19 protein-coding genes are annotated in these 24,304 nt (G+C 58.3%); 9 read left to right on the top strand and 10 right to left on the bottom strand.

The window, feature by feature from the left end; all coding sequences use genetic code 11:
• Positions 1–8: 8 nt before the first annotated feature.
• The 4 genes from nrdA (at position 9) to MPRO_RS22570 (ending at position 5,835) form a co-directional block, all read left to right on the top strand.
• Entirely contained in the window at positions 9–2,270 is a 2,262-nt protein-coding gene (gene nrdA, locus MPRO_RS22585; RefSeq protein WP_067298571.1) for a class 1a ribonucleoside-diphosphate reductase subunit alpha, read from the top strand.
• 149 nt (positions 2,271–2,419) lie between these two features.
• On the top strand, positions 2,420–3,550 hold the full coding sequence (gene nrdB, locus MPRO_RS22580) for a class Ia ribonucleoside-diphosphate reductase subunit beta (RefSeq protein WP_067298570.1): 1,131 nt from the start codon (positions 2,420–2,422) through the stop codon (positions 3,548–3,550).
• Positions 3,551–3,581: 31 nt separating this feature from the next.
• A complete protein-coding gene (yfaE, locus tag MPRO_RS22575; RefSeq protein ID WP_067298569.1) occupies positions 3,582–3,848 on the top strand; it encodes a class I ribonucleotide reductase maintenance protein YfaE in 267 nt (88 codons plus the stop codon).
• 976 nt (positions 3,849–4,824) lie between these two features.
• On the top strand, positions 4,825–5,835 hold the full coding sequence (locus MPRO_RS22570) for a cysteine synthase A (RefSeq protein WP_067298568.1): 1,011 nt from the start codon (positions 4,825–4,827) through the stop codon (positions 5,833–5,835).
• A gap of 1,038 nt (positions 5,836–6,873) precedes the next feature.
• On the opposite strand, the gene nth is transcribed toward MPRO_RS22570, so the two are convergent.
• The 9 genes from nth to cysD form a co-directional block, all read right to left on the bottom strand.
• Positions 6,874–7,512, bottom strand: coding sequence for an endonuclease III (gene nth / locus MPRO_RS22565; RefSeq protein ID WP_067298567.1), 639 nt, complete (start codon positions 7,510–7,512; stop codon positions 6,874–6,876).
• Positions 7,513–7,527: 15 nt separating this feature from the next.
• Complete coding sequence (locus MPRO_RS22560; RefSeq protein WP_067298566.1) at positions 7,528–8,238, bottom strand: electron transport complex subunit E; 711 nt, start codon at positions 8,236–8,238, stop codon at positions 7,528–7,530.
• Entirely contained in the window at positions 8,231–8,881 is a 651-nt protein-coding gene (rsxG, locus tag MPRO_RS22555; protein ID WP_067298565.1) for an electron transport complex subunit RsxG, read from the bottom strand. The genes MPRO_RS22560 and rsxG overlap by 8 nt, the downstream gene beginning before the upstream one ends.
• The gene (gene rsxD, locus MPRO_RS22550) at positions 8,881–9,939 is read right to left on the bottom strand and encodes an electron transport complex subunit RsxD (protein WP_067298564.1); all 1,059 of its coding nucleotides are present in this window, start codon (positions 9,937–9,939) and stop codon (positions 8,881–8,883) included. Before rsxD ends, rsxG begins: the two co-directional genes overlap by 1 nt.
• Before the next feature lie 13 nt (positions 9,940–9,952).
• On the bottom strand, positions 9,953–12,916 hold the full coding sequence (rsxC, locus tag MPRO_RS22545) for an electron transport complex subunit RsxC (protein WP_067298563.1): 2,964 nt from the start codon (positions 12,914–12,916) through the stop codon (positions 9,953–9,955).
• Positions 12,916–13,515, bottom strand: a complete 600-nt coding sequence (rsxB, locus tag MPRO_RS22540) for an electron transport complex subunit RsxB (protein WP_067298562.1) — start codon at positions 13,513–13,515, stop codon at positions 12,916–12,918. Before rsxB ends, rsxC begins: the two co-directional genes overlap by 1 nt.
• 13 nt (positions 13,516–13,528) lie before the next feature.
• Positions 13,529–14,110 (bottom strand): electron transport complex subunit RsxA, encoded by a 582-nt coding sequence (gene rsxA / locus MPRO_RS22535; protein ID WP_067298561.1) that lies wholly within the window; start codon positions 14,108–14,110, stop codon positions 13,529–13,531.
• A gap of 337 nt (positions 14,111–14,447) precedes the next feature.
• A complete protein-coding gene (cysN, locus tag MPRO_RS22530; protein ID WP_067298560.1) occupies positions 14,448–16,172 on the bottom strand; it encodes a sulfate adenylyltransferase subunit CysN in 1,725 nt (574 codons plus the stop codon).
• A 127-nt stretch (positions 16,173–16,299) separates the two neighbouring features.
• Positions 16,300–17,217 carry a sulfate adenylyltransferase subunit CysD gene (gene cysD / locus MPRO_RS22525; protein ID WP_067298559.1) on the bottom strand — a complete coding sequence of 306 codons (918 nt, stop codon included), beginning with the start codon at positions 17,215–17,217 and terminating at the stop codon, positions 16,300–16,302.
• 293 nt (positions 17,218–17,510) lie between these two features.
• Between cysD and MPRO_RS22520 the strand changes: the two genes are divergently transcribed.
• The 5 genes from MPRO_RS22520 to cysG all read left to right on the top strand — a co-directional run bounded on the left by MPRO_RS22520 (position 17,511) and on the right by cysG (position 23,129).
• Positions 17,511–18,296: a sulfite exporter TauE/SafE family protein gene (locus tag MPRO_RS22520; RefSeq protein WP_067298558.1), complete on the top strand. Its 786-nt coding sequence runs from the start codon at positions 17,511–17,513 to the stop codon at positions 18,294–18,296.
• Between the two features lie 64 nt (positions 18,297–18,360).
• Positions 18,361–20,025 (top strand): nitrite/sulfite reductase, encoded by a 1,665-nt coding sequence (locus MPRO_RS22515; RefSeq protein ID WP_067298557.1) that lies wholly within the window; start codon positions 18,361–18,363, stop codon positions 20,023–20,025.
• Positions 20,009–20,500, top strand: a complete 492-nt coding sequence (locus MPRO_RS22510) for a DUF934 domain-containing protein (RefSeq protein ID WP_067298556.1) — start codon at positions 20,009–20,011, stop codon at positions 20,498–20,500. The genes MPRO_RS22515 and MPRO_RS22510 overlap by 17 nt, the downstream gene beginning before the upstream one ends.
• 130 nt (positions 20,501–20,630) lie before the next feature.
• The gene (locus MPRO_RS22505) at positions 20,631–21,350 is read left to right on the top strand and encodes a phosphoadenylyl-sulfate reductase (protein ID WP_067298555.1); all 720 of its coding nucleotides are present in this window, start codon (positions 20,631–20,633) and stop codon (positions 21,348–21,350) included.
• A gap of 327 nt (positions 21,351–21,677) precedes the next feature.
• Positions 21,678–23,129: a siroheme synthase CysG gene (gene cysG / locus MPRO_RS22500; RefSeq protein WP_067298554.1), complete on the top strand. Its 1,452-nt coding sequence runs from the start codon at positions 21,678–21,680 to the stop codon at positions 23,127–23,129.
• Positions 23,130–23,154: 25 nt separating this feature from the next.
• Here the strand turns inward: cysG and MPRO_RS22495 are convergent, their stop codons facing one another.
• Complete coding sequence (locus MPRO_RS22495) at positions 23,155–24,132, bottom strand: TDT family transporter (protein ID WP_067298553.1); 978 nt, start codon at positions 24,130–24,132, stop codon at positions 23,155–23,157.
• Positions 24,133–24,304: the final 172 nt, after the last annotated feature.

The raw sequence follows: 24,304 nt of genomic DNA, 5'->3' as shown, positions 1-24,304 counted from the left end.
GGCGGCGGATGCAGCAAGATTTGATGGTTACTAAACGGGATGGTCGACGTGAAAAAATCGATCTGGAGAAAATTCACCGTGTCGTAATCTGGGCTGCCCAGGGCCTGGACAATGTGTCCCCGTCCGAAGTCGAGCTCAAGGCCCATCTGCAGTTTTATGATGGCATCAAGACCTCCGATATCCACGAGACGCTGATCAAGTCGGCGGCTGATCTTATTTCGGAATCAGCCCCGGACTATCAGTACCTGGCTGCACGCCTGGCCATCTTCCATTTGCGCAAGCGTGCCTTTGGCGTCTTCGAGCCGCCACACCTGCAGGCACATGTTGCCGGCATGGTGGAGAGCAAGCGTTACGACCGTCACTTGCTGGAAGACTACAGCGCACAGGACTGGGATACGCTGAACAGCTACCTGGTGCACGATCGCGACATGAACTTCAGCTATGTGGCCGTCAAGCAGCTGGAAGGCAAGTATCTGGTGCAGAACCGGGTTACCGGTGATATCTACGAAAGCCCGCAGATCCTTTATATGCTGGTGGCCGCCTGCCTGTTTGCAAACTACCCGGCGGAAACGCGGCTGGACTACGTGCGTCGCTTCTATGATGCGACCTCGCTGTTCAAGCTGTCCTTGCCGACGCCGATTATGGCGGGTGTGCGTACCCCCACGCGTCAGTTCAGTTCCTGCGTGCTGATTGAGTGCGATGACAGCCTGGACTCGATCAATGCCACCGCCGGCGCCATCGTCAAGTATGTGTCCCAGCGCGCCGGTATCGGCATCAACGCCGGCCAGATCCGCGCCATCGGCAGCCCCATTCGCAACGGTGAAGCTTTTCACACAGGTTGCATACCCTTCTACAAGCATTTCCAGACCGCGGTGAAGTCCTGCTCCCAGGGCGGTGTACGTGGCGGCGCGGCGACCCTGTTCTACCCACTGTGGCACCTGGAAGTGGAGTCCCTGCTGGTGCTCAAGAACAACCGCGGCGTGGAAGAGAACCGCGTGCGCCATATCGACTACGGCGTGCAGCTCAACAAGCTGATGTATCAGCGCCTGATCAAGGGTGAAAACCTGACCCTGTTCAGCCCGCACGAAGTGCCGGGCCTGTACGATGCCTTCTTTGCCGATCAGGCCGAATTCGAGCGCCTGTACGTGAAGTACGAACAGGACCCGTCGATCCGCAAGAAGACCATCAAGGCGGTTGAACTGTTTGGTCTGCTGGCGTCTGAGCGAGCCTCCACCGGCCGTATCTACATCCAGAACGTCGATCACTGCAATACCCACAGCCCGTTTGACCCCAAGGTTGCGCCTGTAAAACAGTCCAATCTCTGCCTGGAAATCGCGCTGCCTACCAAGCCGCTGCGTGATGTAAACGATCCGAACGGTGAGATTGCGCTCTGCACTCTGTCGGCGTTCAACCTCGGTGCTCTGGCGAACCTCGACGAGCTGGAAAACCTGTCCGACCTGATCGTGCGTGCGCTGGACAACCTGCTGGATTACCAGGACTACCCGATTCTGGCGGCCCACAATGCCACCAACTGGCGTCGTACCCTGGGTGTGGGCGTCACCAACTTTGCCTACTATCTGGCCAAGAACGGCGTGCGCTATTCTGATGGCTCGGCCAACGGTCTGGTGCACCGTACCTTCGAGGCGATTCAGTACTACCTGCTCAAGGCCTCCAACCAGCTGGCCAAGGAGCGTGGCGCCTGCCCGAAATTCGATGAGACGACCTATTCCAAGGGTCTGCTGCCAATCGACACTTACAAGCGCGAGATCGACGAGTTCTGCGACGAGCCGCTGCACTACTTCTGGGAGACGCTGCGCGAAGACATCAAGGAGTTCGGTCTGCGCAACAGTACCCTGACTGCACTGATGCCCTGCGAAACTTCATCGCAGATCACCAACTCCACCAACGGCATTGAACCGCCCCGTGGTTATGTGTCGGTAAAGGCGAGCAAAGACGGCATCATGAAGCAGGTGGTGCCGGAGTACCTGGAACTCAAACAGCAATATGAGCTGCTCTGGAGCATCCCGAACAACGAAGGCTACCTGCAGCTGGTGGGTATCATGCAGAAGTTCGTTGATCAGGCTATTTCATCCAACACCAACTACGACCCCAGCAAGTTCCCGGGTGACAAGGTGCCGATGAAGCAGCTGCTCAAGGACCTGCTCACCGCGTACAAATACGGCATCAAGACGCTGTACTACCACAACACCCGTGATGGTGCCTCCGACGGCCAGGATGATGGCTGTGAAGGCGGCGCCTGCAAGCTGTAGCAACACAGCGTTCAGATAATTCGGGCTAGCAGCCTGTCGGGCTTTTCCGCAGAAGATCAGTGTTAAGTCCGACAGGCTGCCAGGCCGCCGTCCCCTGACGGCTGCCTTGGCCTGTCCGGTTGTAGTTCTTTCGGAGCTTTAAGGAATTAATGGCTTATTCCACGTTCAACCCGTCTACCCATGATGCCACGCTCGAACCCATGTTCTTCGGTCGCAGTGTCAACGTTGCCCGTTACGACAAGCAGAAGTTTCCCATCTTCGAAAAGCTGATCGAGAAACAGCTGTCGTTTTTCTGGCGTCCCGAGGAAGTCGACCTGTCGTCTGACCGCAAGGACTTCATGGCGATGCCGGAACATGAGAAGCACATCTTCCTGAGTAACCTGAAATACCAGACGCTGCTGGATTCGGTGCAGGGGCGCTCGCCCAATATCGCTTTCCTGCCAGTGGTGTCTTTGCCGGAGCTGGAGACCTGGTTCGAGACCTGGGCCTTCAGTGAAACCATTCACAGCCGCTCTTATACCCATATCATCCGTAATATCATCACCGAGCCGTCCCTGGTGTTCGATCAGATCGTCACGAATCAGGAGATCGTCAAGCGCGCCGAGTCTGTTACGCGGTTGTACGATCAGTTCATTGCTCTGGTGCAGGTCTATGGCATTTATGGCCCCGGTGAGCATGAGATCAACGGCAAGAAGGTGGATGCCACGCTGCGTAACCTCAAGCGCACCCTTTACCTGACACTGGTGTCGGTCAACGTGCTGGAGGCGATCCGCTTCTACGTCAGTTTTGCCTGCTCCTTCGCTTTTGCCGAGCGGGCGATCATGGAAGGCAACGCCAAGATCATCAAGTTGATCGCACGGGATGAGGCGCTGCACCTGACAGGCACTCAGCACATGTTGAACCTGATGGCCAGTGGCGCCGATGATCCGGAAATGAAGATTGTGGCGGCGGAGTGTCGCGAGGAAGCGCTGAGCATCTTCGCAGAAGCTGCGCAGCAGGAGAAAGACTGGGCGCAGTACCTGTTCCGTGACGGCTCCATGATTGGTCTGAACGCCAAGATCCTCAGTGACTATGTCGAGTACATCACCAACGTGCGCATGAAGGCGCTGGGTTTTGAAGAAATGTTCAAGACTCAGCAAAACCCATTACCCTGGATGAATGCCTGGCTGGTGAGTGACAACGTGCAGGTAGCCCCTCAGGAATCGGAAATCAGCTCTTACCTGGTTGGTCAGATTGACAATGAGGTGGCAGACGGCGATTTCGACGACTTTGATTTCTAACCGCGTTATGCCTGCAGATAAGGAGCGAGCCATGGCCGGGATTCCGCGCATCAAGGTCAGCAACTATCCCACCTTCTATTTCCAGTACGAGTTTTCGCTGCTGGATGCACTGGAGGCGCAGGCGATTCCGGCGCCATACAGTTGCCGGGGCGGGTACTGCGGAACCTGCAAGGTGCGTCTGCTGGATGGTGAAGTCGAAACCGTGCAGGATTGCTTAGTCGACCTGCACGACGATGAAATCCTTACCTGCTGTTGCAAGCCCAAAACGCATATCGAGATAGAACTTCCGTCGGACTAGGGAGTAGAAAGGGGCTAGGGGCTAGGTTCGAGGTTCGAGGTGCGAGGTTCGAGGTGCGAGGGAGGGGCACTCAGTGGCAAGTGGCAAGGGCGTCGCTGTTCGCAAGGAACAGCATTGCAGGTCTGCACGATGATGCAATGCTCTCCTCTGTTGCAAGCCTAAACCACCTATCGAGATTGAGCTTCCGTCGGACTAGGGCGTTGAAAGGGGCTAGGTTCGAGGTGCGAGGGAGGGTCACTCAGTGGCAAGTGGCAAGGGCGTCGCTGTTCGCAAGGAACAGCATTGCAGGTCTGCACGATGATGCAATCCTCTCCAGCTGTTGCAAGCCCAAACCGCCTATCGAGATAGAACTTCCGTCGGACTAGGGCGTTGAAAGGGGCTAGGTGCGAGGTGCGAGGGAGGGGCACTCAGTGGCAAGTGGCAAGGGCGTCGCTGTTCGCAAGGAACAGCATTGCAGGTCTGCACGATGATGCAATGCTCTCCTCTGTTGCAAGCCTAAACCACCTATCGAGATTGGGCTTCCGTCCGAGTAGGGAGTCGAAGGGGCTAGGGCACCTTCTTTTTGCTTACCTCTAGCCCCTAGCCCCTTTTATCTTGTTCCTCGCACCTCGCACCTCGCCTCTTTTTCCGCTTTTAACCTGCTTTTTAGATCCCTAAATTCGGCGCTATAAAAATCTTTTGCACAGCTGAAGATAACCTGCTGTCAATATTGACTTTGGCTGACTCACCTCAAGTTGATGATCTTTTTTACGACGTAACTTGCTGAAAAATAACACTTATCCTGAGTTGTTCGAATATTGCACGTTTTTCTGTAAGCCCCGCAGGCGCTGCTTTTCAGGTACATACGCAATAGTTATGCAGTGACTTATGCACAGATTGTGTGAGTAAGCCGGCAAATGGTTGATGCAGCTGTATAAGCGACGCTTCGCGGCGGTTACTGCCATACTTTTGGCAGCAACGGATCCGGAGAATCGTTATGTTTGAGCATCAACCCGCGCTGGTTTCCCTGATAGGCAATACGCCGTTGATCGAACTGCGTCAGGTATCGGAGCTGACCGGTTGTACCATCCTTGGCAAGGCCGAGTTTCTTAACCCCGGCGGCTCGGTGAAAGACCGCACGGCGCTGGGCATTATCCGGGATGCCGAACGCAGGGGTCTGCTTGAGCCCGGCGGCACTATAGTGGAGGGCACTGCGGGTAATACCGGTATCGGGCTCTGTCTTGTGGCCAATGCGCTGGGCTATCGCACCGTTATCGTTATGCCGGAAACCCAGAGCCAGGAGAAGAAGGACCTTCTGCGCCTCTACGGTGCCGATTTACGCCTGGTGCCAGCGGTGCCATACGCCGATGAAAATCATTACACCCGTGTCTCGGGCCGAATTGCTGTGCAGATGCAGCAGCAAGGTGAGAGTGCCATCTGGGCGAATCAGTTCGACAATACCGCTAATCGCGAGATTCACTATAAGACAACCGGGCCTGAAATCTGGCGCCAGTGCGGCGGACAGCTCGATGCGTTCTGTTGTGCAGTTGGCACAGGCGGCACTTTGGCGGGGGTCGCCAGAGCGCTGCGCGAACAGGATAAAAGCGTAAGCATAGTGCTGTCGGACGCCGAGGGTGCTTCTTTGTGCAATTACTATCGCGGGGGTGAGCTGCGCTCAGAGGGGTCCTCGGTAATGGAGGGGATCGGGCAGAGTCGCATCACCGCCAACCTGGAAGGGCTGGAGGTCGATGATGCGCTGGAGATCAGTGACCGCGAAGCCTTGCCCTATCTGTATGACCTGCTGCAGCACGAGGGGCTTTGTCTTGGAGGCTCCAGTGCCATCAATGTGGCAGGAGCGGTACAGATTGCCCGCACCCTGGGTCCGGGGCATACGGTGGTGACTATTTTGTGTGATTTAGGCTCGCGCTATCAAAGCAAGCTGTTTAATCCATCTTTCCTGCAAGCAAAGGGTTTGCCTTTGCCTGTCTGGTTACCGGTACCGCCCTGAAATGATAAATCGGTATATATTCGGCATGATTTCGGCTGCCTGTGGCAGGGTGGTGATCTGGTCTAGCCCTAAGTTACCCACAGGCCTGGGGATGTTTTAAGGCCTGTGTGTAGAAGTCGTGAGTCCTTGTCGGCCTTTTCAGAAAGATGAACAAAGAACAAGTGGCAAGGATGAGAAAGAGCAGAGAAATCAGTCTTGACAGTCATCCTCTGTGTTGATCATCCACACCCCTAAGATGCACCTTTAGCGTTGCTGCAGGAACCTTGAGAATTAGTGGATAAACTCTGTTGACTTGAGTAACTATATGATTTTAAAGGTAAAAAATGATGTGGTTATATTTTGATCAATCCAAGGGAAGCCCTTGAATGCTGGGGGCTGGGGGCATCTGCCCAAACTTTACCAACAGTTTTATCCACAGAAAATGGGGGTAACTGAATTATCAACAATCCGCCATCAAAAAGACATAAACTGACCGATCGATCAATAGTTTTAGCGGTCACATTGAGTGTTTTTTCAACTCAATCTGTATGTTTTTTGTTCGCTGAGGTGGAGGGTTGTGTTGCAGTGATGATGCAGTCGCGGCTGTAGCAATCGTTTAGGTTGCAGGATTTGGTTTGTGCGCCGCTTTGGAGTAGGGGCCTGTGTACAGTTTGGCGCGGCGGGCAGGGTCAATCGACTGCCAGAGCTGCGTCCAGGTCCGTGCTTTTGGCCGCGCATATGGCGCCTGGTACTCAGCGCGCCCAGCAGGACGGCACCCGTGTGAATTGCGTTGTATATATGGCGGAGATAGCCAGCAGTCAGGTGGTAGGTGGTAGGTGGTCGGTGAGCGGGAGCTGTAGCAGTGTGCAGATAGGGTCGTGACGGTAGCGGCATTCGGCTCAGAGCAATAATTCGGCGTCCATTCTGAGCTTATAAGAAAGAGCCAAGTCAGGTTGCTCGATGAATTGTTCGCGCATCACTGTGATTTTACCGCCTGTCTTAAGCGATAACCGGCTGCAGGGGAGTGGCTCAGTATGACTCAGAGGCGTTCAGGAGGTCTCAGGGACTGTCTGTCTTGTCCTTGTAGTCGCACAAGTCTTCGATCAGGCAGGACATGCAGCGCGGCTTGCGAGCGATGCAGACATAGCGTCCGTGCAGAATCAGCCAGTGGTGGGCATCCAGCAGAAATTTCTTGGGGATAAAACGCATCAGCTTTTTTTCGACGTCCAGCACCGTCTTGCCGGGCGCTATGCCGGTACGGTTGGAAACGCGAAATATATGGGTGTCCACCGCCATGACGGGGTGGCCGAAGGCGGTATTGAGTACCACATTGGCGGTTTTACGGCCTACGCCTGGCAGGGCTTCGAGCGCCTCGCGAGTCTCTGGAACTTCAGAGGCGTGCAGCTCGATGAGCATGCGGCAGGTTTTGATAACATTCTCGGCCTTGCTGTTATAAAGCCCGATGGTCTTGATGTAGCTTTTTAGCCCGTCGACGCCCAGCGCCAGTATGGCCTCGGGGGTGTTGGCGACGGGAAACAGCTTGCGGGTCGCCTTGTTGACACCCACATCTGTTGCCTGTGCCGAAAGCGTCACCGCCACCAGCAGCTCGAACGGCGAGCTGTATTCCAGCTCGGTCCTCGGGTGCGGGTTTTCGTCACGCAGGCGGGTAAATATCTGCAGCCGTTTTGCCGCGTTCATGGGCAGGGCTCCAGGTTAGTTGATGCTGCCGGTGACGCGCACGCGCCGGCTGCCACCGCCGTCAGGCTTGGGCTTGCGTGCCTTGCGGCGCTCTTCCAGCCGGGCATCCACAATGTTTTTGACCGCGATAAGCAGTCCCATGCCGACGAAGGCACCGGGGGGCAGGATCGCAAACAGAAAGCCTGAGTAGTCGTCGATCAGGGTGATCTTCCAGTTTTCAGCCATGGGGCCGAACAGCAGCTGCATATCGGCAAACAGAGTGCCCAGACCCAGCACCTCACGCATGGCGCCGAGGATCATCAGCACTATGGTAAAACCCAGCCCCATCATCAGACCATCCAGCACCGAAGCGCCTACCGGGTTCTTGCAGGCGAAGGCGTCGGCCCGTCCCATGATCGCGCAGTTGGTAACGATCAGTGGAATAAAGATGCCCAGAATCTGGTACAGCTCGTAGGTGAAGGCCTGCATCAGCAGTTCAATCGAGGTCACGAAGGAGGCGATGATCATGACGAAGATCGGCAGGCGTACGGATTCCGGCACGAAATGGCGAAACAGGGACACAGTCAGGTTGGAGCCGGTCAGCACCAGGGTGCTGGCAACGCCCAGACCAATGGCGTTGACGACCGAGCCTGTGACGGCCAGCAGCGGACACAGCCCCAGCAGCTGCACCAGTGCCGGGTTGTTGTGCCAGAGGCCATCGAGGGTGATCTTTTTGTAATCAGCCATTGTCGCGAGTCTCCTGTGGCGCGTCGACGCTCAGGCCGAGCAGTTCGCCGCGGTGCAGACGAAAGTAATCTATCGTGCGTCCGACAGCATTAACGACCGCGCGGGGGGTGATGGTGGCACCGGTGAACTGGTCAAAGCGCCCGCCATCCTTGCTGACACCCCAGCTGGGGTCTATTTCGGTTTTGCTCTGGTTGGCAAAGCCCAGCACCCAGCGGGATTTCTTGATATCCACCTTGTCACCCAGCCCAGGGGTTTCCTTGTGGGCCAGTACGCGCACGCCGGCAACGCTTGCATCGCTGTTGATGCCCACGATCATGCTGATTTCCCCGGTATAGCCATCGGGTGCCACCACCGGCAGTATGACCATCACGGCTTCGCCGTTGCGGATGGCGCGGTAGGCGGTTTCAGGGCGGCTGTGGCCGAGCAGGTCAGGGGCGACAAACTCGACACCATTTTCCAGCAGGTCGCTGTCGAGCCCTTCGCGGGGGATGATTTCGTACAGTGCCCGGGCTTGCTGCTCGCGCTCATTCTGCTTGATGCGATCGGCCGTGCCGACCTGGGTAATGGCAATCAGGCTGGCGGTGACCACGGCAAAGATGGCAATGCCGGTGGTGCTGCGGCTGATGGCGCTGAGCATTTGCATCAGGTGCTCTCCTTCTGGCCGCGTTTGGGTTTTGCGTGGCCGTAAGTACGTGGCTGGGTGTACTGGTCGATAAAGGGAGCACAGAGGTTCATCAGCAGTACGGCGAAGGCCACGGCATCGGGGTAACTGCCCCAGGTGCGGATAATGAAGATCAGCAGGCCTATTCCTATGCCGTAATAGATCTTGCCACGGTTGCTGGTGGCGGCGGTGACGGGGTCCGTGGCAATAAAGAAGGCGCCGAGCATGGTGGCGCCCATGGTCAGGTGAAAGAAGGGATCAGCATAGGTATCGGGCGAAAACATGTAAAACAGCGTCGACAATACCGCCAGGCTGCCAAGAACCGCCACGGGCGTATGCCAGGTGAAAACCTTGCGGTACAGCAGGAAAACGCCGCCCATAAAGTAGGCAGCACTGACCGCATGCCAGGCGCCCACACCGTTGGCCAGTACGGTTGAGTTGCGAAAGGCCTCTTCCGTAGTCAGGCCGCCGCGGTGGCGCAGTTCATCCAGGGGGGTGGCCGAGGTGAAGGCATCCAGGGTGCTGTGCTCAATGGCGCCAAATATCAGTTTGAAGGTGTCCATAAAGCCGAGGATATGCCAGCCGTCCTCGCCCTGCAGCACGAAGGGAGCTGTCCAGCGCGTCATGTCGACGGGAAAGGATATCAGCAGCAGGGCATAGGCCACCATTGCCGGGTTGAATGGGTTGTTGCCCATGCCACCATAGAGGTGCTTGGCAATCACTATCGCAACGAAGATACCCACCACCATTAGCCACCAGGGGGCGAAGGGTGGAACAGCAAGCCCAAGCAGCACGGCAGTGACCAGTGCACTGTAGTCGCGCAGGTAGAAGCTGGCGGGGCGACCGCGCATCTTCATGACTGCAGCTTCAAAACCCAGCGCCAGCAGCATGGCCCAGACAACCTGCAACAGGGTGCCCCAGCCGAAAAAGAATGTCATGGCCGCCAGGCCCGGCAGGGTGGCGACCAGCAGCAGGCGCATCAGGCTGGCGGTGCTGCCGGCCCGGCGCAGGTGGGGTGAACTCGAACGAATCAGTGCCATTTTCCGTCAATCCCTATTCAAAACGGCTGAGCGTTTTGCTTAATTCATCGGCGTGGCTGCGGGCCTGGAGCAGAGCCTGCTCCAAATCGGCAACGGCGGCGCTGTCGGCGGTGCCCAGGGCACGCTCGGCTTTGGTAACCTGGGCGCGGGCCATGGCGGCATCGATTTGCAGTTGCTTGAGATCGACGCCGGCGGCGGCGGCCATCTCGATGCGTGCCTGCTCGGCCCTGTTGAGCTCGGCTTTGGCGCTCTCAAAGCGGCCACTCAGTTCCTGCACCTCAGCACTGAGGCTGGCTTGGCTATCTGCATCGGTGTCCTGCAGGGCCTTCTCGGCCTTTTTCAGCTTGGTGCGCATAATGGATAACTGCTGTTTCAGTGCCTTGATATCCACAACTGTGCCGGCTGCGGGCTCTGGTTTTGGTGCAGTACCGCAGGCTTGGTCAAAGGCGGTTTTGGCTTCAAGGTACCTGCCATGCAGCTTGGTAACGCCTGCGGTCATTTTCTCTACCGCAGGGCTGCCGGAGGCGATGGCGCCTTCCAGTGCGGCCTGGGCCTTGTCGGCCTTGGCTTTGGCTGACTCCATGTCGGCCTGGAGTTCGGCGAGCTTTGCCGGGCTCGCCGCTGGCGTTACCGCAGAAGTGCTGGCGGCGGCGTCATGGGCGGCTTTGGCTTCGAGGTACTTGCCGCGCAGCTTCTCGACGCCGGCGGTCATTTTCTCGGCCGCCGGGCTGCCGGAGGCGATGGCGCCTTCCAGTGCGGTCTGGGCCTTGTCGACCTTGGCTTTGGCTGTGTCCATGTCGGCCTTGAGTTCAGCGAGCTTGGCCGGGCTCACGGCTTGGGCGGCGGCGGGGGGGTCGGCGGCGTCAAAAGCGGCCCTGGCTTCAAGGTACTTGCCGCGCAGCTTCTCGACACCGGCGGTCATTTTCTCGGCCGCCGGGCTGCCGGAGGCGATGGCGCCTTCCAGTGCGGTCTGGGCCTTGTCGACCTTGGCTTTGGCGGCGTCCATGTCGGCCTTGAGTTCGGCGAGCTTGGCCGGGTCAATGCCCGGGGCGCCGGCGTCGTCGGCGGCGTCATAAGCCTTTTGGGCATCGCTGGCCCGCAGTTCGAGTTCGCGCACTCGGGATTCCAGCGCGGTTATCTCATCGCTGCCATTGTCGCGGGCAGTCGCCAGGGCCTTTTCGGCCTGCTTGAGCTTGGTGCGGGCGACGGCGGCGTTGGTCTTGAGCTGTTTGGCATCGGGCGCGGTGCTGGCGGCACTGTCGGCATTCAGGGCCTGGTCGTAGGCCTGCTGGGCCGCATCGGCCTTGGAGGTCAGTTCGCTGATGGTGGTGCGCAGGGCGTCAGCGCCATCAAATCCCTTGTCTTCAGTGTGCTTGAGTGCCTTCAGCGCCTGCTTGAGCTTGGTGCGCGCCACTGAGGCGGCGGTTTTAAGCTGTTTCAGGTCGGGTTCTGCCGCCGGCGCTGGCGCCGTTGTCGCGGCGTTGCTGGCGACGGAGGCGGCTACCTGGGGCTTGTCCTTGCGTGCGGCCTGGTTGCGGGCGGCTTCTTCGGCGCGGGCCTTGCGGCGCGCTTCCTTTTCGGCCTGCTCGGCTTCCAGGCGTGCCTGGCGTGCTTCGAAGCGCACGCGGGCATGTTCGGCCTTGCGTTGCTCGGCGTCGTCGCTGCGGATTTCCGCCTTGGCGTTACGGTAGTACTGAACCAGGGGAATGGCGCTGGAGCAGACATAGGAGCAGGCGCCACATTCGATGCAGTCGAACAGGTTGTGGTTTTTGGCCTTGTCGAGCTCGCGGCCCTTGGCGAACCAGTACAGCTGCTGGGGCAGCAACTCGGCCGGGCAGACCTGTTCGCACAGGCCACAGCGGATGCATTCCTGCGCCGGTGGCGCTTCTGGCATCTCGTCGGGGCTGGCGGCGATAAGGCAGTTGGTGGTCTTTATCACCGGGATCTGATCGTTATCGACGCTAAAGCCCATCATCGGGCCGCCGACAACCAGGCGGTACAGGTCGTTCGGGCTGACCCGTGCCGCGCGCAGTAGCAGCGAGTAGGGGGTGCCGATCAGGGTTTCAAAATTCTGTGGCTGGGCCACGGCTTCGCCGGTCAGGGTCACGATGCGGGAAATCAGCGGCTCGCCCTGGTGCACTGCTCGGGCGGTGGCGTAGGCGGTGCCGACGTTCTGACAGACGATGCCGACATCGGCGGGAATGCGACCACTGGGAACCTCGACATTGGTTAGCAGCTTGATCAGCTGTTTTTCGCCACCGGACGGGTACTTGGTGGGTACGACACGCAGATCGATATTCAGCTTGCAGCCGACCAGTGCCTTTTCAAGCGCGCGTATGGCCTGGGGTTTGTTGTCCTCAATGCCGATCAGAATATGACTGGGCTTGAGCAGGTGATCGATGATTTCGATGCCGGCCACTATATCGTCGGCGCGCTCACGCATCAGCATGTCATCGGCGGTGATATAGGGCTCGCATTCGGCGGCATTGATGATCAGGGTGTTGACGATATGATCATCACCCAGATGCAGTTTCACGTCGGTTGGAAAGCCTGCGCCGCCCATGCCGGTAATGCCGCTGTTGCGAATGTAATCGGTCAGCGGACCCTTGCCCAGGCTTTGGTAATTCGCGAGGCCTGCATGCTCGACCCAGCGGTCTTCACCGTCGCTGTCGATAACGATGCAGTTGGCCTGCATGCCAGACGCATGGGGAATCGGATGCGGACCTATCGCACTTACGGTGCCGGACGTCGGTGCATGCAGCGCAGCGCTGATACGGCCTACGGGCTCTGCGATGCGCTGTCCCTTGAGAACCTTGTCGCCCACCTTGACCAGGGGTTCTGCCGGCGTTCCTATGTGCTGCGATAGCGGCAGTATCAGCTGATCGGGCAGCGGCGCCTGGCGAATCGGTGTGCGGGTCGACTGGCGCTTGTTTTCCGGCGGGTGTACACCGCCGTGGAAGGCAAATACATGGCCCATCAGGCGAGGCCTCCCTGCTGGGCGCTGCCGCGTCCGGCGTCGGTGGCGATCAGTTCGATGCCAGGTTTGGGGGCCGGCCATTTCCAGGTGCTGAGGGTGGTTTCAATCGGGATCATGTCGATACAGTCAACCGGGCAGGGTTCAACACAGAGATCGCAGCCGGTGCACTCGGATATGATCACGGTATGCATCTGCTTGGCGGCGCCGAGTATGGCGTCGACCGGGCAGGCCTGGATGCACTTGGTGCAGCCGATGCATTCGTCTTCGCGGATATAGGCGATAGAGCGGGGTTTTTCCTCGCCGTGTTCGTCGTCCAGCGGAATGACTTCGACGTCCAGCAGGTCGGCCAGTGCTTCGATGGTGGATTGGCCGCCGGGCGGGCACTTGTTGATGGTATCGCCGCCGGCAATGGCTTCGGCATAGGGACGACAGCCAGGATAGCCGCACTGGCCGCATTGGGTCTGGGGCAGCAGGGCGTCTATTTGCTCGACGATGGGGTTGCCTTCAACCTTGAAGCGAACCGAGGCGAATCCCAGCACTATGCCGAATACGACGGCGAGTCCGAGCAAAACCAGGATGGCGATAATTACTGCGCTCATGGGGAGTCTCCGCTCAGAATGACACCAGGCCGGTGAAGCCCATGAAAGCCAGTGACATCAAGCCGGCGGTGACCATGCCAATGGCCGCACCGCGAAAGGGTGTCGGTACATCGGCGACGGCGACGCGCTCGCGAATCGCTGAAAACAGTATCAGGGCCAGGGAAAAACCCACAGCGGCACCGAAGCCGTAGACGATGGATTCCATGAAGCCGTTCATCTTCTTTATATTCAGCAACGCCACGCCCAGAACCGCACAGTTGGTGGTAATCAGGGGCAGAAAGATACCCAGCACCCGATACAGCAGCGGGCTCGTTTTGCGTACTACCATTTCGGTGAACTGCACCACTACGGCAATCACCAGAATGAAGGCGATGGTTTTGAGGAAGGCCATCTCCAGGGGTGCCAGCAGGTAGGTGTAGACCAGATAGCTGCACAGGGACGATAGCGTCAGTACAAAGGTGGTCGCCAGGGACATGCCCATGGCGGTTTCCAGTTTGTTGGAAACGCCCATGAAGGGGCACAGGCCCAAAAACTGCACCAGTACAAAGTTATTCACCAGCACTGTGCTGATCAGAATAAGCAGAAATTCCGTCATCGCGATGCTCAAGTTGCAGGGGGCGCGGCATTTTCACCGCTCAAGGGGCACGCTTGTCACTGCGCACCCGCCAAAAATCTACCGGGGTTTATGCGGATAGCCCGGGTCCGCTGGAAATCGAGCGCAGAATTTTACCGGATTGACCCCACCTCGGTACAGGCTTGCGTCAGCTTTAACGGGTCTTATTAAGCAGCAACTCAGGTCGATGGCCGTTGCGGCACGGTTATTGGCTGTTCATCAGGGGCCTGTCCGCCGGATTTATAACGTATCGGGCCCGGTCACAGAGGTCTGTGCCGGGCCCGAGGGTGCCGTTGCGGCCGGTCCAAACGTTTGGCGGTTAGGCCAGAGCGTGGGCCTTGAGCAATGCCAGCAGTGCCTTGACCTGTTCCTGCGGGCTCTGGGCTGCGCTGTTCAGGCGCAAATCGCCAGCCTGGCCATCCAGATTGACACTCAGGGCGCCCGGCAGGGCGCTGTCGCTTTCGACCAGGACCACCAGGCCGTTATCGGCCAGTACGGCGGCGGTAGCCTCGAGATTGGTCTGCAGAGCTGCTGGCAGATTACGGGGCGTCAGTACGGCGACGGCGCGGCCGGCGTCAAACAGGCGCTTCTCGGTGCTGTACAGCAGCTGGTCGCGGGACTCTTCGGTGCCGCCGCTGACGCTGATGATACCGGCACGCTGACCGTAACGGCGTTCCTTGTCGCTGCGGCTGACGCGGGAGTCGACATTGATGGTGTCGATGTCTTCCTGCTGTGCCTGGTCGCCTTCATTGATAATCATGCCGGCGGCCACGGTAGCGTTGCTCAGGCGATCGACAATGATGAAGGAGCCGGTGCCACGGTGATCGCGGTAGTCGTCGGCGATGATGGAGCGCTCGATATTGAGTTCACAGCGGGCGATTTCGTTCAGGCTCAGGCTGCTGGCCGGAATCTGTTCGTGGGTGTTGACGTCGATGCGGTGACGGATATGGCTGATGCTGCCGGCCACGGTCTGGGTGGCGAGCTTGACGTCGTAGGTGCGGCCCGGCACCAGTTCGGCTTCGGCCATCCAGACTACCATGGCGTCGAAACGGCTGGTGACTTGGGGCAGCTTGTCGCTGTGTACCAGGATGTCGCCGCGGGAGATGTCGATCTCATCTTCCAGTGTCAGGGTCACGGACATTGGCGGGTAGGCCTCGGCCAGTTCGCCATCGAAGGTGACGATGGATTTGACGCGGCTCGACTTGCCGGACGGCAGCACAGTAACGGCATCGCCGGGGCGCACAATGCCGGAGCTCAGGGTGCCGCAATAGCCACGGAAATCCAGGTGAGGGCGGTTGACGTATTGTACCGGGAAGCGCAGCTCGTCAAAGTTGGCGTCGTTGGCAAGCTCAACCGACTCCAGCAGGCCCATCAGCGGCTCGCCCTTGTACCAGGGGGACTGCTCAGATGGGGTGACCACGTTGTCGCCCTTCAGAGCCGACAGCGGTATGAACTGCAGATCGGGCAGATCCAGTTCCTTGGCGAATGCCAGGTACTCTGCCTTGATTTCTTCAAAACGCTCTTCGCTAAAGCCCACCAGGTCCATCTTGTTGATGGCAACGATGGTGTGCTTGATGCCCAGCAGGGAAACGATAAAGCTGTGGCGCTTGGTTTGCACCTGCACGCCGTGGCGGGCATCGACCAGAATAATGGCCAGATCACAGGTAGAGGCGCCGGTGGCCATGTTGCGGGTGTACTGCTCATGCCCCGGGGTGTCGGCGATGATGAACTTGCGCCTGGAGGTCGAAAAATAGCGGTAGGCCACATCAATGGTTATGCCCTGTTCGCGCTCGGCCTGCAGACCGTCAACCAGCAGTGCCAGGTCGATTTCGTCCCCGGTGGTGCCGGATTTCTTGCTGTCGGCGGTAATGGCGGCCAGCTGATCTTCGTAGATCATCTTGGAGTCGTGCAGCAGGCGGCCAATAAGGGTGGACTTGCCATCGTCCACGCTGCCGCAGGTCAGGAACCGCAACAGTTCCTTGTTTTCGTGCTGGGACAGATACTGCTGAATATCAGTGGCGATCAGGTCGCTTTGGTGACTCATGTGTTAGCTCCAGGCTTGACGCTGCCGGCGGCGGGGCCGCGGCAGCAGCGTCTTGGTGTCGTATTGGGTGTTTTGTCCGGGCCAGACCTGCGTTATCTACAAGTAATGGCAGAGGCCTGGAGGCTGATCAGAAGTAGCCTTCGATCTTCTTCTGTTCCATGGAGCCGGCACCGTCGTGGTCAATGGCTCGGCCCTGGCGCTCGGACGTTGTGGTCAGCAGCATTTCCTGGATAATTTCAGGCAGGGTGTCTGCTTCGGACTCAACGGCACCGGTCAGCGGGTAGCAGCCCAGGGTACGGAAACGCACCTTTTTCATCACAGGCTCTTCGCCAGGCTGCAGCGGCAGACGGTCGTCATCCACCATGATCTGCATGCCGTCACGCTCGACAACCGGGCGCAGTGCGGAGTAGTACAGTGGTACGATTTCGATCTGCTCGAGGTAGATATACTGCCAGATATCGAGCTCCGTCCAGTTGGACAGCGGGAAGACGCGGATGCTCTCACCCTTGTCGATACGGGTATTGAAGGTATTCCAGAGCTCCGGGCGCTGGTTCTTCGGGTCCCAGCGGTGGTGCTTGTCGCGGAACGAGAAGACGCGTTCCTTGGCGCGGGATTTCTCCTCATCGCGACGGGCGCCGCCAAAGGCCGCATCGAACTTGTACTTGTCCAGCGCCTGCTTCAGGCCCTGGGTCTTCATGACGTCCGTATGGGTTTTGGAGCCGTGCACGAAGGGGCTGATGCCCATTTCAACGCCCTCTGGGTTGATATGCACGATCAGATCCATGCCGGCCTTTTCCGCCATCTTGTCGCGAAAGGAAATCATTTCGCGGAACTTCCACGTGGTATCCACGTGCATCAGCGGGAAGGGTGGCTTGCCTGGGTAGAAAGCCTTGCGCGCCAGATGCAGCATGACGGAAGAGTCCTTGCCGACGGAGTACAGCATGACGGGGTTGTCAAAGCTCGCGGCCACTTCCCGGATGATGTGGATGCTCTCGGCTTCCAGCTGTCTTAAATGTGTCAGACGGTGTTCCGGCAACTGATTCATGGATTGAGCCCTTCCTTACCTGTAATGAGTAGACAGTTTGCTGCCCTGTGGGCGCCAAACGGCTATTAACCTATGATGCGGCGCATTATTGCAGCATTGCGCATACAATCAAAAAGAATATATTAGACTTCACTTAGATCTATATGGAATAAAGGGCTGGTGGGTTCTATTGGGCTGTTTGTGGTATTTTGGTTATAACAAAATTTCAAATAAGTATTTAGAGTTATAAGTGGTGGCCAGTATGATGGCCGCAATTAATAGCAGCAGTGCGCCTGCATAAGTGGTTGAGCAGCATGGAATTCGCATACAGTTTTGCAGGCTTGGTAGTCGGTTTTATCGTTGGGCTGACCGGTATCGGTGGTGGTGCCTTGATGACGCCGATTCTGATTGTGGTCTTTGGCATAGCGCCGGTCGTGGCCGTGAGCACCGATCTGCTTTATGCCGCGGTTACCAAGTTCGGCGGCATGTGGTCCTATGCACGGCGCAAGATGGTGCACTGGAAGGTGGTTGGGATGCTACTGCTGGGCAGCGTGCCGGGCAGTCTGCTGACGTTGCATTACCTGAAAGGGCTCGAGGCGCTGGAAAGCATCGAGAGCCTGATGAACATGACCCTGGGTGTGTCGCTGGTGTTGACCTCAATCGCCGTGTTCCTGCGCAATCAGATTCGCGAGCGTGCCATGCGCCTTGAAGGCCATCCGCTGGCGCATCATGCACGGCGCTGGCGTCCTCTGGTTACCACCCTGATGGGACTGCTGCTGGGTGCGCTGGTCACGCTGTCATCTGTTGGTGCTGGCGCTTTGGGAACGGCCATGCTGATTGTGCTGTACCCGCGTCTGAGCATGCCTGCCATCGTGGGTACCGACCTGGTGCACGCGGTGGTGCTGACCAGTATCGCAGGCGCCGGTCACTATTCGATGGGTAATGTCGATATGACATTGCTGATATACTTGCTGATCGGTTCCCTGCCCGGTGTATTTCTGGGCAGTCATGTAGGCGTCCGGCTGTCGCCGCGGGTGATGCAGCCGATCATGGGGTCGATTCTATTCGCGATTGGTCTGCGCTTTGTGCTGGCAGGCTGATCGAATCTTTCCACGGGCTTTGAGATGAGTGGCGGGCCTCCCCGTCAGGCAAGGTGTAGTTAGCATGTATCAATATACAGAAGTAGATCAGAGACTGGTGGATGCGCGTGTAGCGCAGTTCCGAGACCAGACCCGACGTTTTCTGGCGGGTGAGCTGCCAGATGAAGAGTTTTTGCCGCTGCGACTGATGAATGGCTTGTACATTCAGCGTCAGGCTCCGATGCTGCGTGTGGCGATTCCATACGGTCTGCTGTCGTCCGTACAGATGCGCAAGCTTGGGCACATAGCCCGCACGTACGACAAAAACTATGCTCATTTCACCACCCGCACCAACGTGCAGTTCAACTGGCCCAAGCTGGAAGAAGTGCCCGATATCCTGGCGGAACTGGCGCAGGTGCAGATGCACGCCATCCAGACTTCCGGCAACTGTATCCGTAACACCACCACGGACCATTTCGCTGGCGTGAATGCCAACGAAATCGAAGATCCGCGGCCGTTCTGTGAACTGATTCGCCAGTGGTCCACGCTGCACCCTGAGTTTGCCTATCTGCCGCGCAAGTTCAAGATCGCCGTCACCGGTGGTCCGGAAGACCGCGCTGCATCCCAGGTCCATGATATTGGTCTGCACCTGATCAAGAATGATGCCGGTGAAGTCGGCTTCGAAGTGCTGGTCGGTGGCGGTCTTGGCCGTACGCCCATGATCGGTAAGTCGATCCGCAGCTTCCTGCCCAAGGCTGATCTGCTGTCTTACCTGGAAGCGATACTGCGCGTTTACAACCTTAATGGTCGTCGTGACAACAAGTACAAGGCGCGTATCAAGATTCTGGTGCACGCACTGGGTGCTGAAGAGTTCGCCCGTCTGGTTGAGGCCGAATGGGAGCTGATCAAGGCCGAACAGCCTGAGCTTGAAATCACGTCTGAAGAATTCGCCCGCGTGGCCGGCTTCTTCAATACCTTTGCGTATGACGCGGCAGCGGCTGAAGATGTCAGCCTGAACGCACAGCTCGAAGCTGATTCGGATTTCCGTGTCTGGTACGAGAAAAACACCGTTGTGCACAAGGTGAACGGCTATCGTGCAGTGGTCGTTTCGCTCAAGCCCATGCTGGCACCGGCAGGCGATGCTACCGATCTGCAGATGGATGTCGTGGCCGACCTGGCTGATCAGTACTGCGGCAGTGAGATCCGTGTGACCCATACCCAGAACCTGGTTCTGGCGGATGTGAAGAACGCTGACCTGTACGCACTCTGGAAGGTTCTGGCCGAGCACAATATGGCGCGGCCGAACATCAACATGCTCAGCGACATGATCGTGTGCCCGGGTGGCGATTTCTGCGCCCTGGCCAACGCCAAGACCCTGGGAATTGCTGATCAGATCAACCAGAAGTTCGAAGATCTGGATTATCAGTACGAACTGGGTGAAATCCGCCTCAACATGTCGGGCTGCATCAATGCCTGCGGTCATCACCACGTCGGCCATATTGGCATCCTCGGTGTCGACAAGGGCGGTGAGGACTGGTATCAGATCACCATCGGTGGATCGGACAAGGAAGACGCGTCTCTGGGCAAGGTGCTGGGCCGTTCTGTAGAGGCCCATGACGTTGCCAACACGCTTGAAAAGCTGCTGCTGACCTACGTTGAGTCCCGCGAGGAAGGTGAATTGTTTATTGATACGGTGCGTCGTATCGGTGTTGCCCCGTTCAAGGAGAAAGTCTATGCCGCTGCTCATTAATCGCGAAGTTGTAGCCCAGGATAACTGGCTGTTTCTGGATGCGGAAGCGACCCTCGAGCAGGTGCCGCAGGACGGCGATATCGTTGTACCGCTGGCGCTTTACCTGGAGAACCGCGACAGCCTGAATGGCCGCAGCGGTGGTCTGGGGGTGCAGTTTAATGGTGATGACAACATTGAGCCGCTGCTGGCTGATCTGTCATCGCTGGCGCTGGTTGCCATCGAGTTTCCGGTATTCCGCGACGGTCGCGGCTTCAGTCAGGCACGCCTGGTGCGTCGCGCAGGTTTTACAGGTCAGCTGCGGGCCGTGGGTGATGTCACCCGTGATCGTCTGGACCTTATGCAGCGCTGCGGTTTTGATGCCTTGGCCGTGCCGGAAGACCGCTTCAAGCCTGAAGTGCTGAATGCCTTCGGTGAAGTGAGCGTGCATTACCAGGCCGGCGCTGACGATCCGCGTCCGATCTACCGTCAGGGTTAAGCGGGGCGGTCATTAACCCGTGAGGTTAATAGCCCCGGGATAGACATCTTGTCGCCAGAACGGCTGTTGCCGTGCTTGTCGGACTTTCCGCGGCATGGCCGACAGCCGTTTTTTATAGAGGATACTTTGCATGAGTGAGCAGTTAAGTGCCGAGCTGAATGCCCGGGTTGAGCATGTTGCAGGCCTGCTGAAGCAGGCGGCCGCAGACTATAGCGATGGCATCGTTTTTGCCAACAGCCTTGGCGCTGAAGACATGGTGCTGACTGACCTGATCAGCAGGTATGCCCCGGGCATCGGCATTTTCGTGCTCGATACCGGGCGTCTGCCGGAGGAAACTCTGAAGCTGCTGGCTGATGCCAAGGTCCAGTATCCGCAGGTGGGCTTCAAGGTCTATTACCCGGAGGCAGCTGATGTGGAAGCCTTTGTGGCGGATCATGGAATTAATGCATTCTATGAGTCGCAGGATCTGCGCAAGGGCTGCTGCTTCGTGCGCAAAATCAAGCCGCTCAAGCGTGCACTGGCCGATCAGAAAGCCTGGATTACCGGTATGCGTCGCGAACAATCGGTTACCCGTGATGAAATCGCCTTCAGCGAGTGGGATCAGGGTAACGGCCTGCAGAAGCTGAATCCGCTGGCTGACTGGAGCGAGAAGGATATCTGGGCCTATATTCGGGCGCTGGATGTGCCCTATAACGCGCTACACGATCAGCACTATCCAAGCATCGGCTGTGCACCCTGTACCCGTGCGATTTCCATGGGCGAGGATGTACGTTCTGGTCGCTGGTGGTGGGAAAATGCGGACAACCGCGAGTGCGGCCTGCACCCGGCGACGCCACTGAAATTCAAGTAAGGTCGGATACTGTGCTCAGACGCCGCTGCGAGTTACCGCCGCGGCGTTTTTGTATCTGCATTCGGGGTAGGGCTGGGTGCTCGTTTTTGGTGCGATAGGTCGCTCCTTTATGGGGCGCTTAAGCCGCTGCGGTACGCGGGCCGCGCCTGAATCGGCTGGAATCGTGCGTTCTTTGTCCATCGGGCCCCGAAATGGTGCCAACAGAGCGCTGCGACAAGGCTTGGCACCTTGGCAGCGATCTTGCTAAAGGCTTGTGAGTACGTGCGCTGAGAGCGCGGCGAATTGAGATACACTACAGATTGTCATCAGGCAGCAGGAGTTCGGATCGTGGAGTACCTTCCTCTTTTTTTCCGTCTAAAGGACCAGCCGGTTTTGCTGGTGGGTGGTGGGCAGATTGCCATGCGCAAGGCCAAGCTGCTGTTGCGCGCCGGTGCCCGTTTGACCGTGGTGGCACGGGAAATCTGTACGCAGTTGGCCGAAATGGTCGAGGTGCAGGGCGGCCAGCAGGTGATTGGCGAATATCATGCGGCTCTGCTCGACGGTTGTGTACTGGTGGTGGCTGCGACGGATGACGAAGCGCTGCACCAGCGTATTCATTACGATGCGGTTCAGCGCCGTTTGCCGATTAACGTGGTGGACTGCCCGGCGCTCTGTACCTTCGTCTTTCCAGCCATTGTGGATCGTTCCCCCATCGTTATCGGTATTTCATCGGGCGGTGCCTCACCTGTGCTGGCGCGCATGTTGCGAGCTCGGCTCGAGACTCTTATCCCCAATGGCTATAGCCAGCTCGGAGCCCTGGCGGGGCGCTTCCGCGATCAGGTCAAGGCACGCTTTGGCGGCGTGAACCAGCGTCGCAAGTTCTGGGAGTCGGTGCTGCAGGGACAGGTGGCTGAGCAGGCCTTTGCCGGGCGCATGCAGGCGGCGGAAAAGCTGCTGCAATCCAAACTCGATGAAGGTGATCCCGAACACCAGGTGGGCGAGGTTTATCTGGTGGGGGCAGGACCCGGCGACCCGGAGCTGCTGACCTTCAAGGCGCTGCGCCTGATGCAGCAGGCCGATGTGGTGCTCTACGATGCTCTGGTGTCAGAGGCAGTGCTGGATCTGTGCCGGCGTGATGCGGATATGGTCTATGTCGGCAAGCAGCGGGACAACCACGCCGTGCCCCAGGAGGGCATCAACGAGCTGCTGGTGAAGTATGCCCTGCAGGGTAAGCGTGTCTGTCGTCTCAAGGGCGGCGATCCGTTTATCTTCGGCCGTGGTGCCGAGGAGCTGCAATCGCTCAAGCCCCACGGTATCCCGTTTCAGGTGGTGCCGGGGATTACCGCCGCCAGTGCCTGTGCTACCTATGCCGGCATACCGCTGACGCACAGGGAGCATGCGCAGTCGGTGAAGTTTGTCACCGGGCAGCTTAAAAACCGCACCACGGATCTCAACTTCGCCGAACTTGTGCACCCCAATCAGACCATCGTATTTTACATGGGGCTGCATACGCTGCCCGAGTTGAGCGCCAAACTGGTGGCCCATGGCAAGCCGGGCAGTACACCCGCTGCCATCATATCCAAAGGCACCTGTGCTGATCAGCAGGTGCTGACCGGCACCCTGGATACGATCGCCGAACTGCAGCGCCAGGCGCAGCTGGCGGCGCCTGCGCTGGTGATCGTGGGCGAGGTGGTGAAGATGCATGAAAGCCTGTCCTGGTTCGGAGATGAACTGGTGGAGGGGGGCAATCACACCCTGATGAAGGTACATCACGGCGTCGACGATAGCCCTCAGGATTAAGCCGGGCCTGGGTGCCGTGCCGCTGTCAGTCGGTGCTGCTGGGTTGGGCCTCGGTAGCGCGAGTGTGGGTGGCGTACTGCAGTAGCAGGCGCCCTGATACATAGAGCACCATCAGGCTGGCGAGGCCGAGTTGAGTTGTCGCCAGCACGTCTATCTGGCCAACCACATCTGCAGGGGCCCCCAGTGTCTGCAGGGCTTCAGTGAGCTGCAGCATCGCCAGGGCGCTGATCACCACTGGAAACGCAAAGGCGGCGTGGGAGGTGCTGAAGGGCAATCTCATTAGCTGAAAAAATGCCATGTATATGATCAGCGTCATCAGCTGGGCCACCGTGCCCAGTACCGCAAGCAGCAGAATGGAGGGTTCATCAATAATGCTGATATAGCCTGCCAGACAGAGGTTGGCGGGTGCCGCCAGTATGGCCAGGATGGGGCGAGCCGCCCGCGGCAGGCGCTTGGCGAAAATAAGCCGGTACAGCATTAATGGCAGCAACAGACTGTAACTGATCAGGCCAAACCACATCAGGTTACGTGCCAGATCAACGGCTTCCGGCGGGCAGGTCAGGGCTGCGCTGACGATGCCTACGGGCGGCACAAACCAGCTTGGCGCCATATGGTGCAGCTCGAATTTCCGAATGCGGTGCAGCGCGAACAGCAGCAGAAAGGTCAGGTGCAGTGCGACCGCCAGTAACCAGATACCACCGGCAAATGTCGGCATCAAAGGGTGTAGTGCGTCGCTGATAACCATGGTGGCCATGCTGAACGTGGGTACCACGCCGCCCACAACGGGATGGGCCAGATCGCGCCACAGCAATAGCGGATTGAGCACAAACTTGCATAGAACCGCCAACAGCAAGACGCTCGCCAGTACAGCACCCGTCAGCTGGGCCTGCTCCTGGTGCGGGCTGTACAGTTCCCAGCAGGCGCCGAGTGCGGCTATACCCAGAGCAAGACCGGCCAAGGGGGTCGGCACCTGGCGGACGGCGAGTTTGAAAGCGTTGAACATGGACCTGATCTCAGCAAGGCGGGCGAAAAGAGCAATACATGCAAATGAGTTACTGCTTTAAATAACATCTGCACGTATTGTACGGCTTGTTAAACAGAATTAAATACCCAGCAGCCTGTCGGACTTGGCACTGATCTAGGACCGGCCAAGCCCGACAGGCTGCTAGGAGGCT

The sequence above is a fragment of the Marinobacterium profundum genome (assembly GCF_001528745.1).
In the GTDB taxonomy this organism is placed as follows: domain Bacteria; phylum Pseudomonadota; class Gammaproteobacteria; order Pseudomonadales; family Balneatricaceae; genus Marinobacterium_A; species Marinobacterium_A profundum.
The sequence above is the reverse complement of the archived record's forward strand: the minus strand, read 5'-3'. Positions and strand labels throughout refer to the sequence as shown.

Bases quoted from the DNA above. Each gene is read 5' to 3' on its own strand.
- nrdA (WP_067298571.1), top strand. From the start codon at position 9: ATGCAGCAAGATTTGATGGTTACTAAACGGGATGGTCGACGTGAAAAA.
- nrdB (WP_067298570.1), top strand. From the start codon at position 2,420: ATGGCTTATTCCACGTTCAACCCGTCTACCCATGATGCCACGCTCGAA.
- yfaE (WP_067298569.1), top strand. From the start codon at position 3,582: ATGGCCGGGATTCCGCGCATCAAGGTCAGCAACTATCCCACCTTCTAT.
- MPRO_RS22570 (WP_067298568.1), top strand. From the start codon at position 4,825: ATGTTTGAGCATCAACCCGCGCTGGTTTCCCTGATAGGCAATACGCCG.
- nth (WP_067298567.1), bottom strand. From the start codon at position 7,512: ATGAACGCGGCAAAACGGCTGCAGATATTTACCCGCCTGCGTGACGAA.
- MPRO_RS22560 (WP_067298566.1), bottom strand. From the start codon at position 8,238: ATGGCTGATTACAAAAAGATCACCCTCGATGGCCTCTGGCACAACAAC.
- rsxG (WP_067298565.1), bottom strand. From the start codon at position 8,881: ATGCAAATGCTCAGCGCCATCAGCCGCAGCACCACCGGCATTGCCATC.
- rsxD (WP_067298564.1), bottom strand. From the start codon at position 9,939: ATGGCACTGATTCGTTCGAGTTCACCCCACCTGCGCCGGGCCGGCAGC.
- rsxC (WP_067298563.1), bottom strand. From the start codon at position 12,916: ATGGGCCATGTATTTGCCTTCCACGGCGGTGTACACCCGCCGGAAAAC.
- rsxB (WP_067298562.1), bottom strand. From the start codon at position 13,515: ATGAGCGCAGTAATTATCGCCATCCTGGTTTTGCTCGGACTCGCCGTC.
- rsxA (WP_067298561.1), bottom strand. From the start codon at position 14,110: ATGACGGAATTTCTGCTTATTCTGATCAGCACAGTGCTGGTGAATAAC.
- cysN (WP_067298560.1), bottom strand. From the start codon at position 16,172: ATGAGTCACCAAAGCGACCTGATCGCCACTGATATTCAGCAGTATCTG.
- cysD (WP_067298559.1), bottom strand. From the start codon at position 17,217: ATGAATCAGTTGCCGGAACACCGTCTGACACATTTAAGACAGCTGGAA.
- MPRO_RS22520 (WP_067298558.1), top strand. From the start codon at position 17,511: ATGGAATTCGCATACAGTTTTGCAGGCTTGGTAGTCGGTTTTATCGTT.
- MPRO_RS22515 (WP_067298557.1), top strand. From the start codon at position 18,361: ATGTATCAATATACAGAAGTAGATCAGAGACTGGTGGATGCGCGTGTA.
- MPRO_RS22510 (WP_067298556.1), top strand. From the start codon at position 20,009: ATGCCGCTGCTCATTAATCGCGAAGTTGTAGCCCAGGATAACTGGCTG.
- MPRO_RS22505 (WP_067298555.1), top strand. From the start codon at position 20,631: ATGAGTGAGCAGTTAAGTGCCGAGCTGAATGCCCGGGTTGAGCATGTT.
- MPRO_RS22495 (WP_067298553.1), bottom strand. From the start codon at position 24,132: ATGTTCAACGCTTTCAAACTCGCCGTCCGCCAGGTGCCGACCCCCTTG.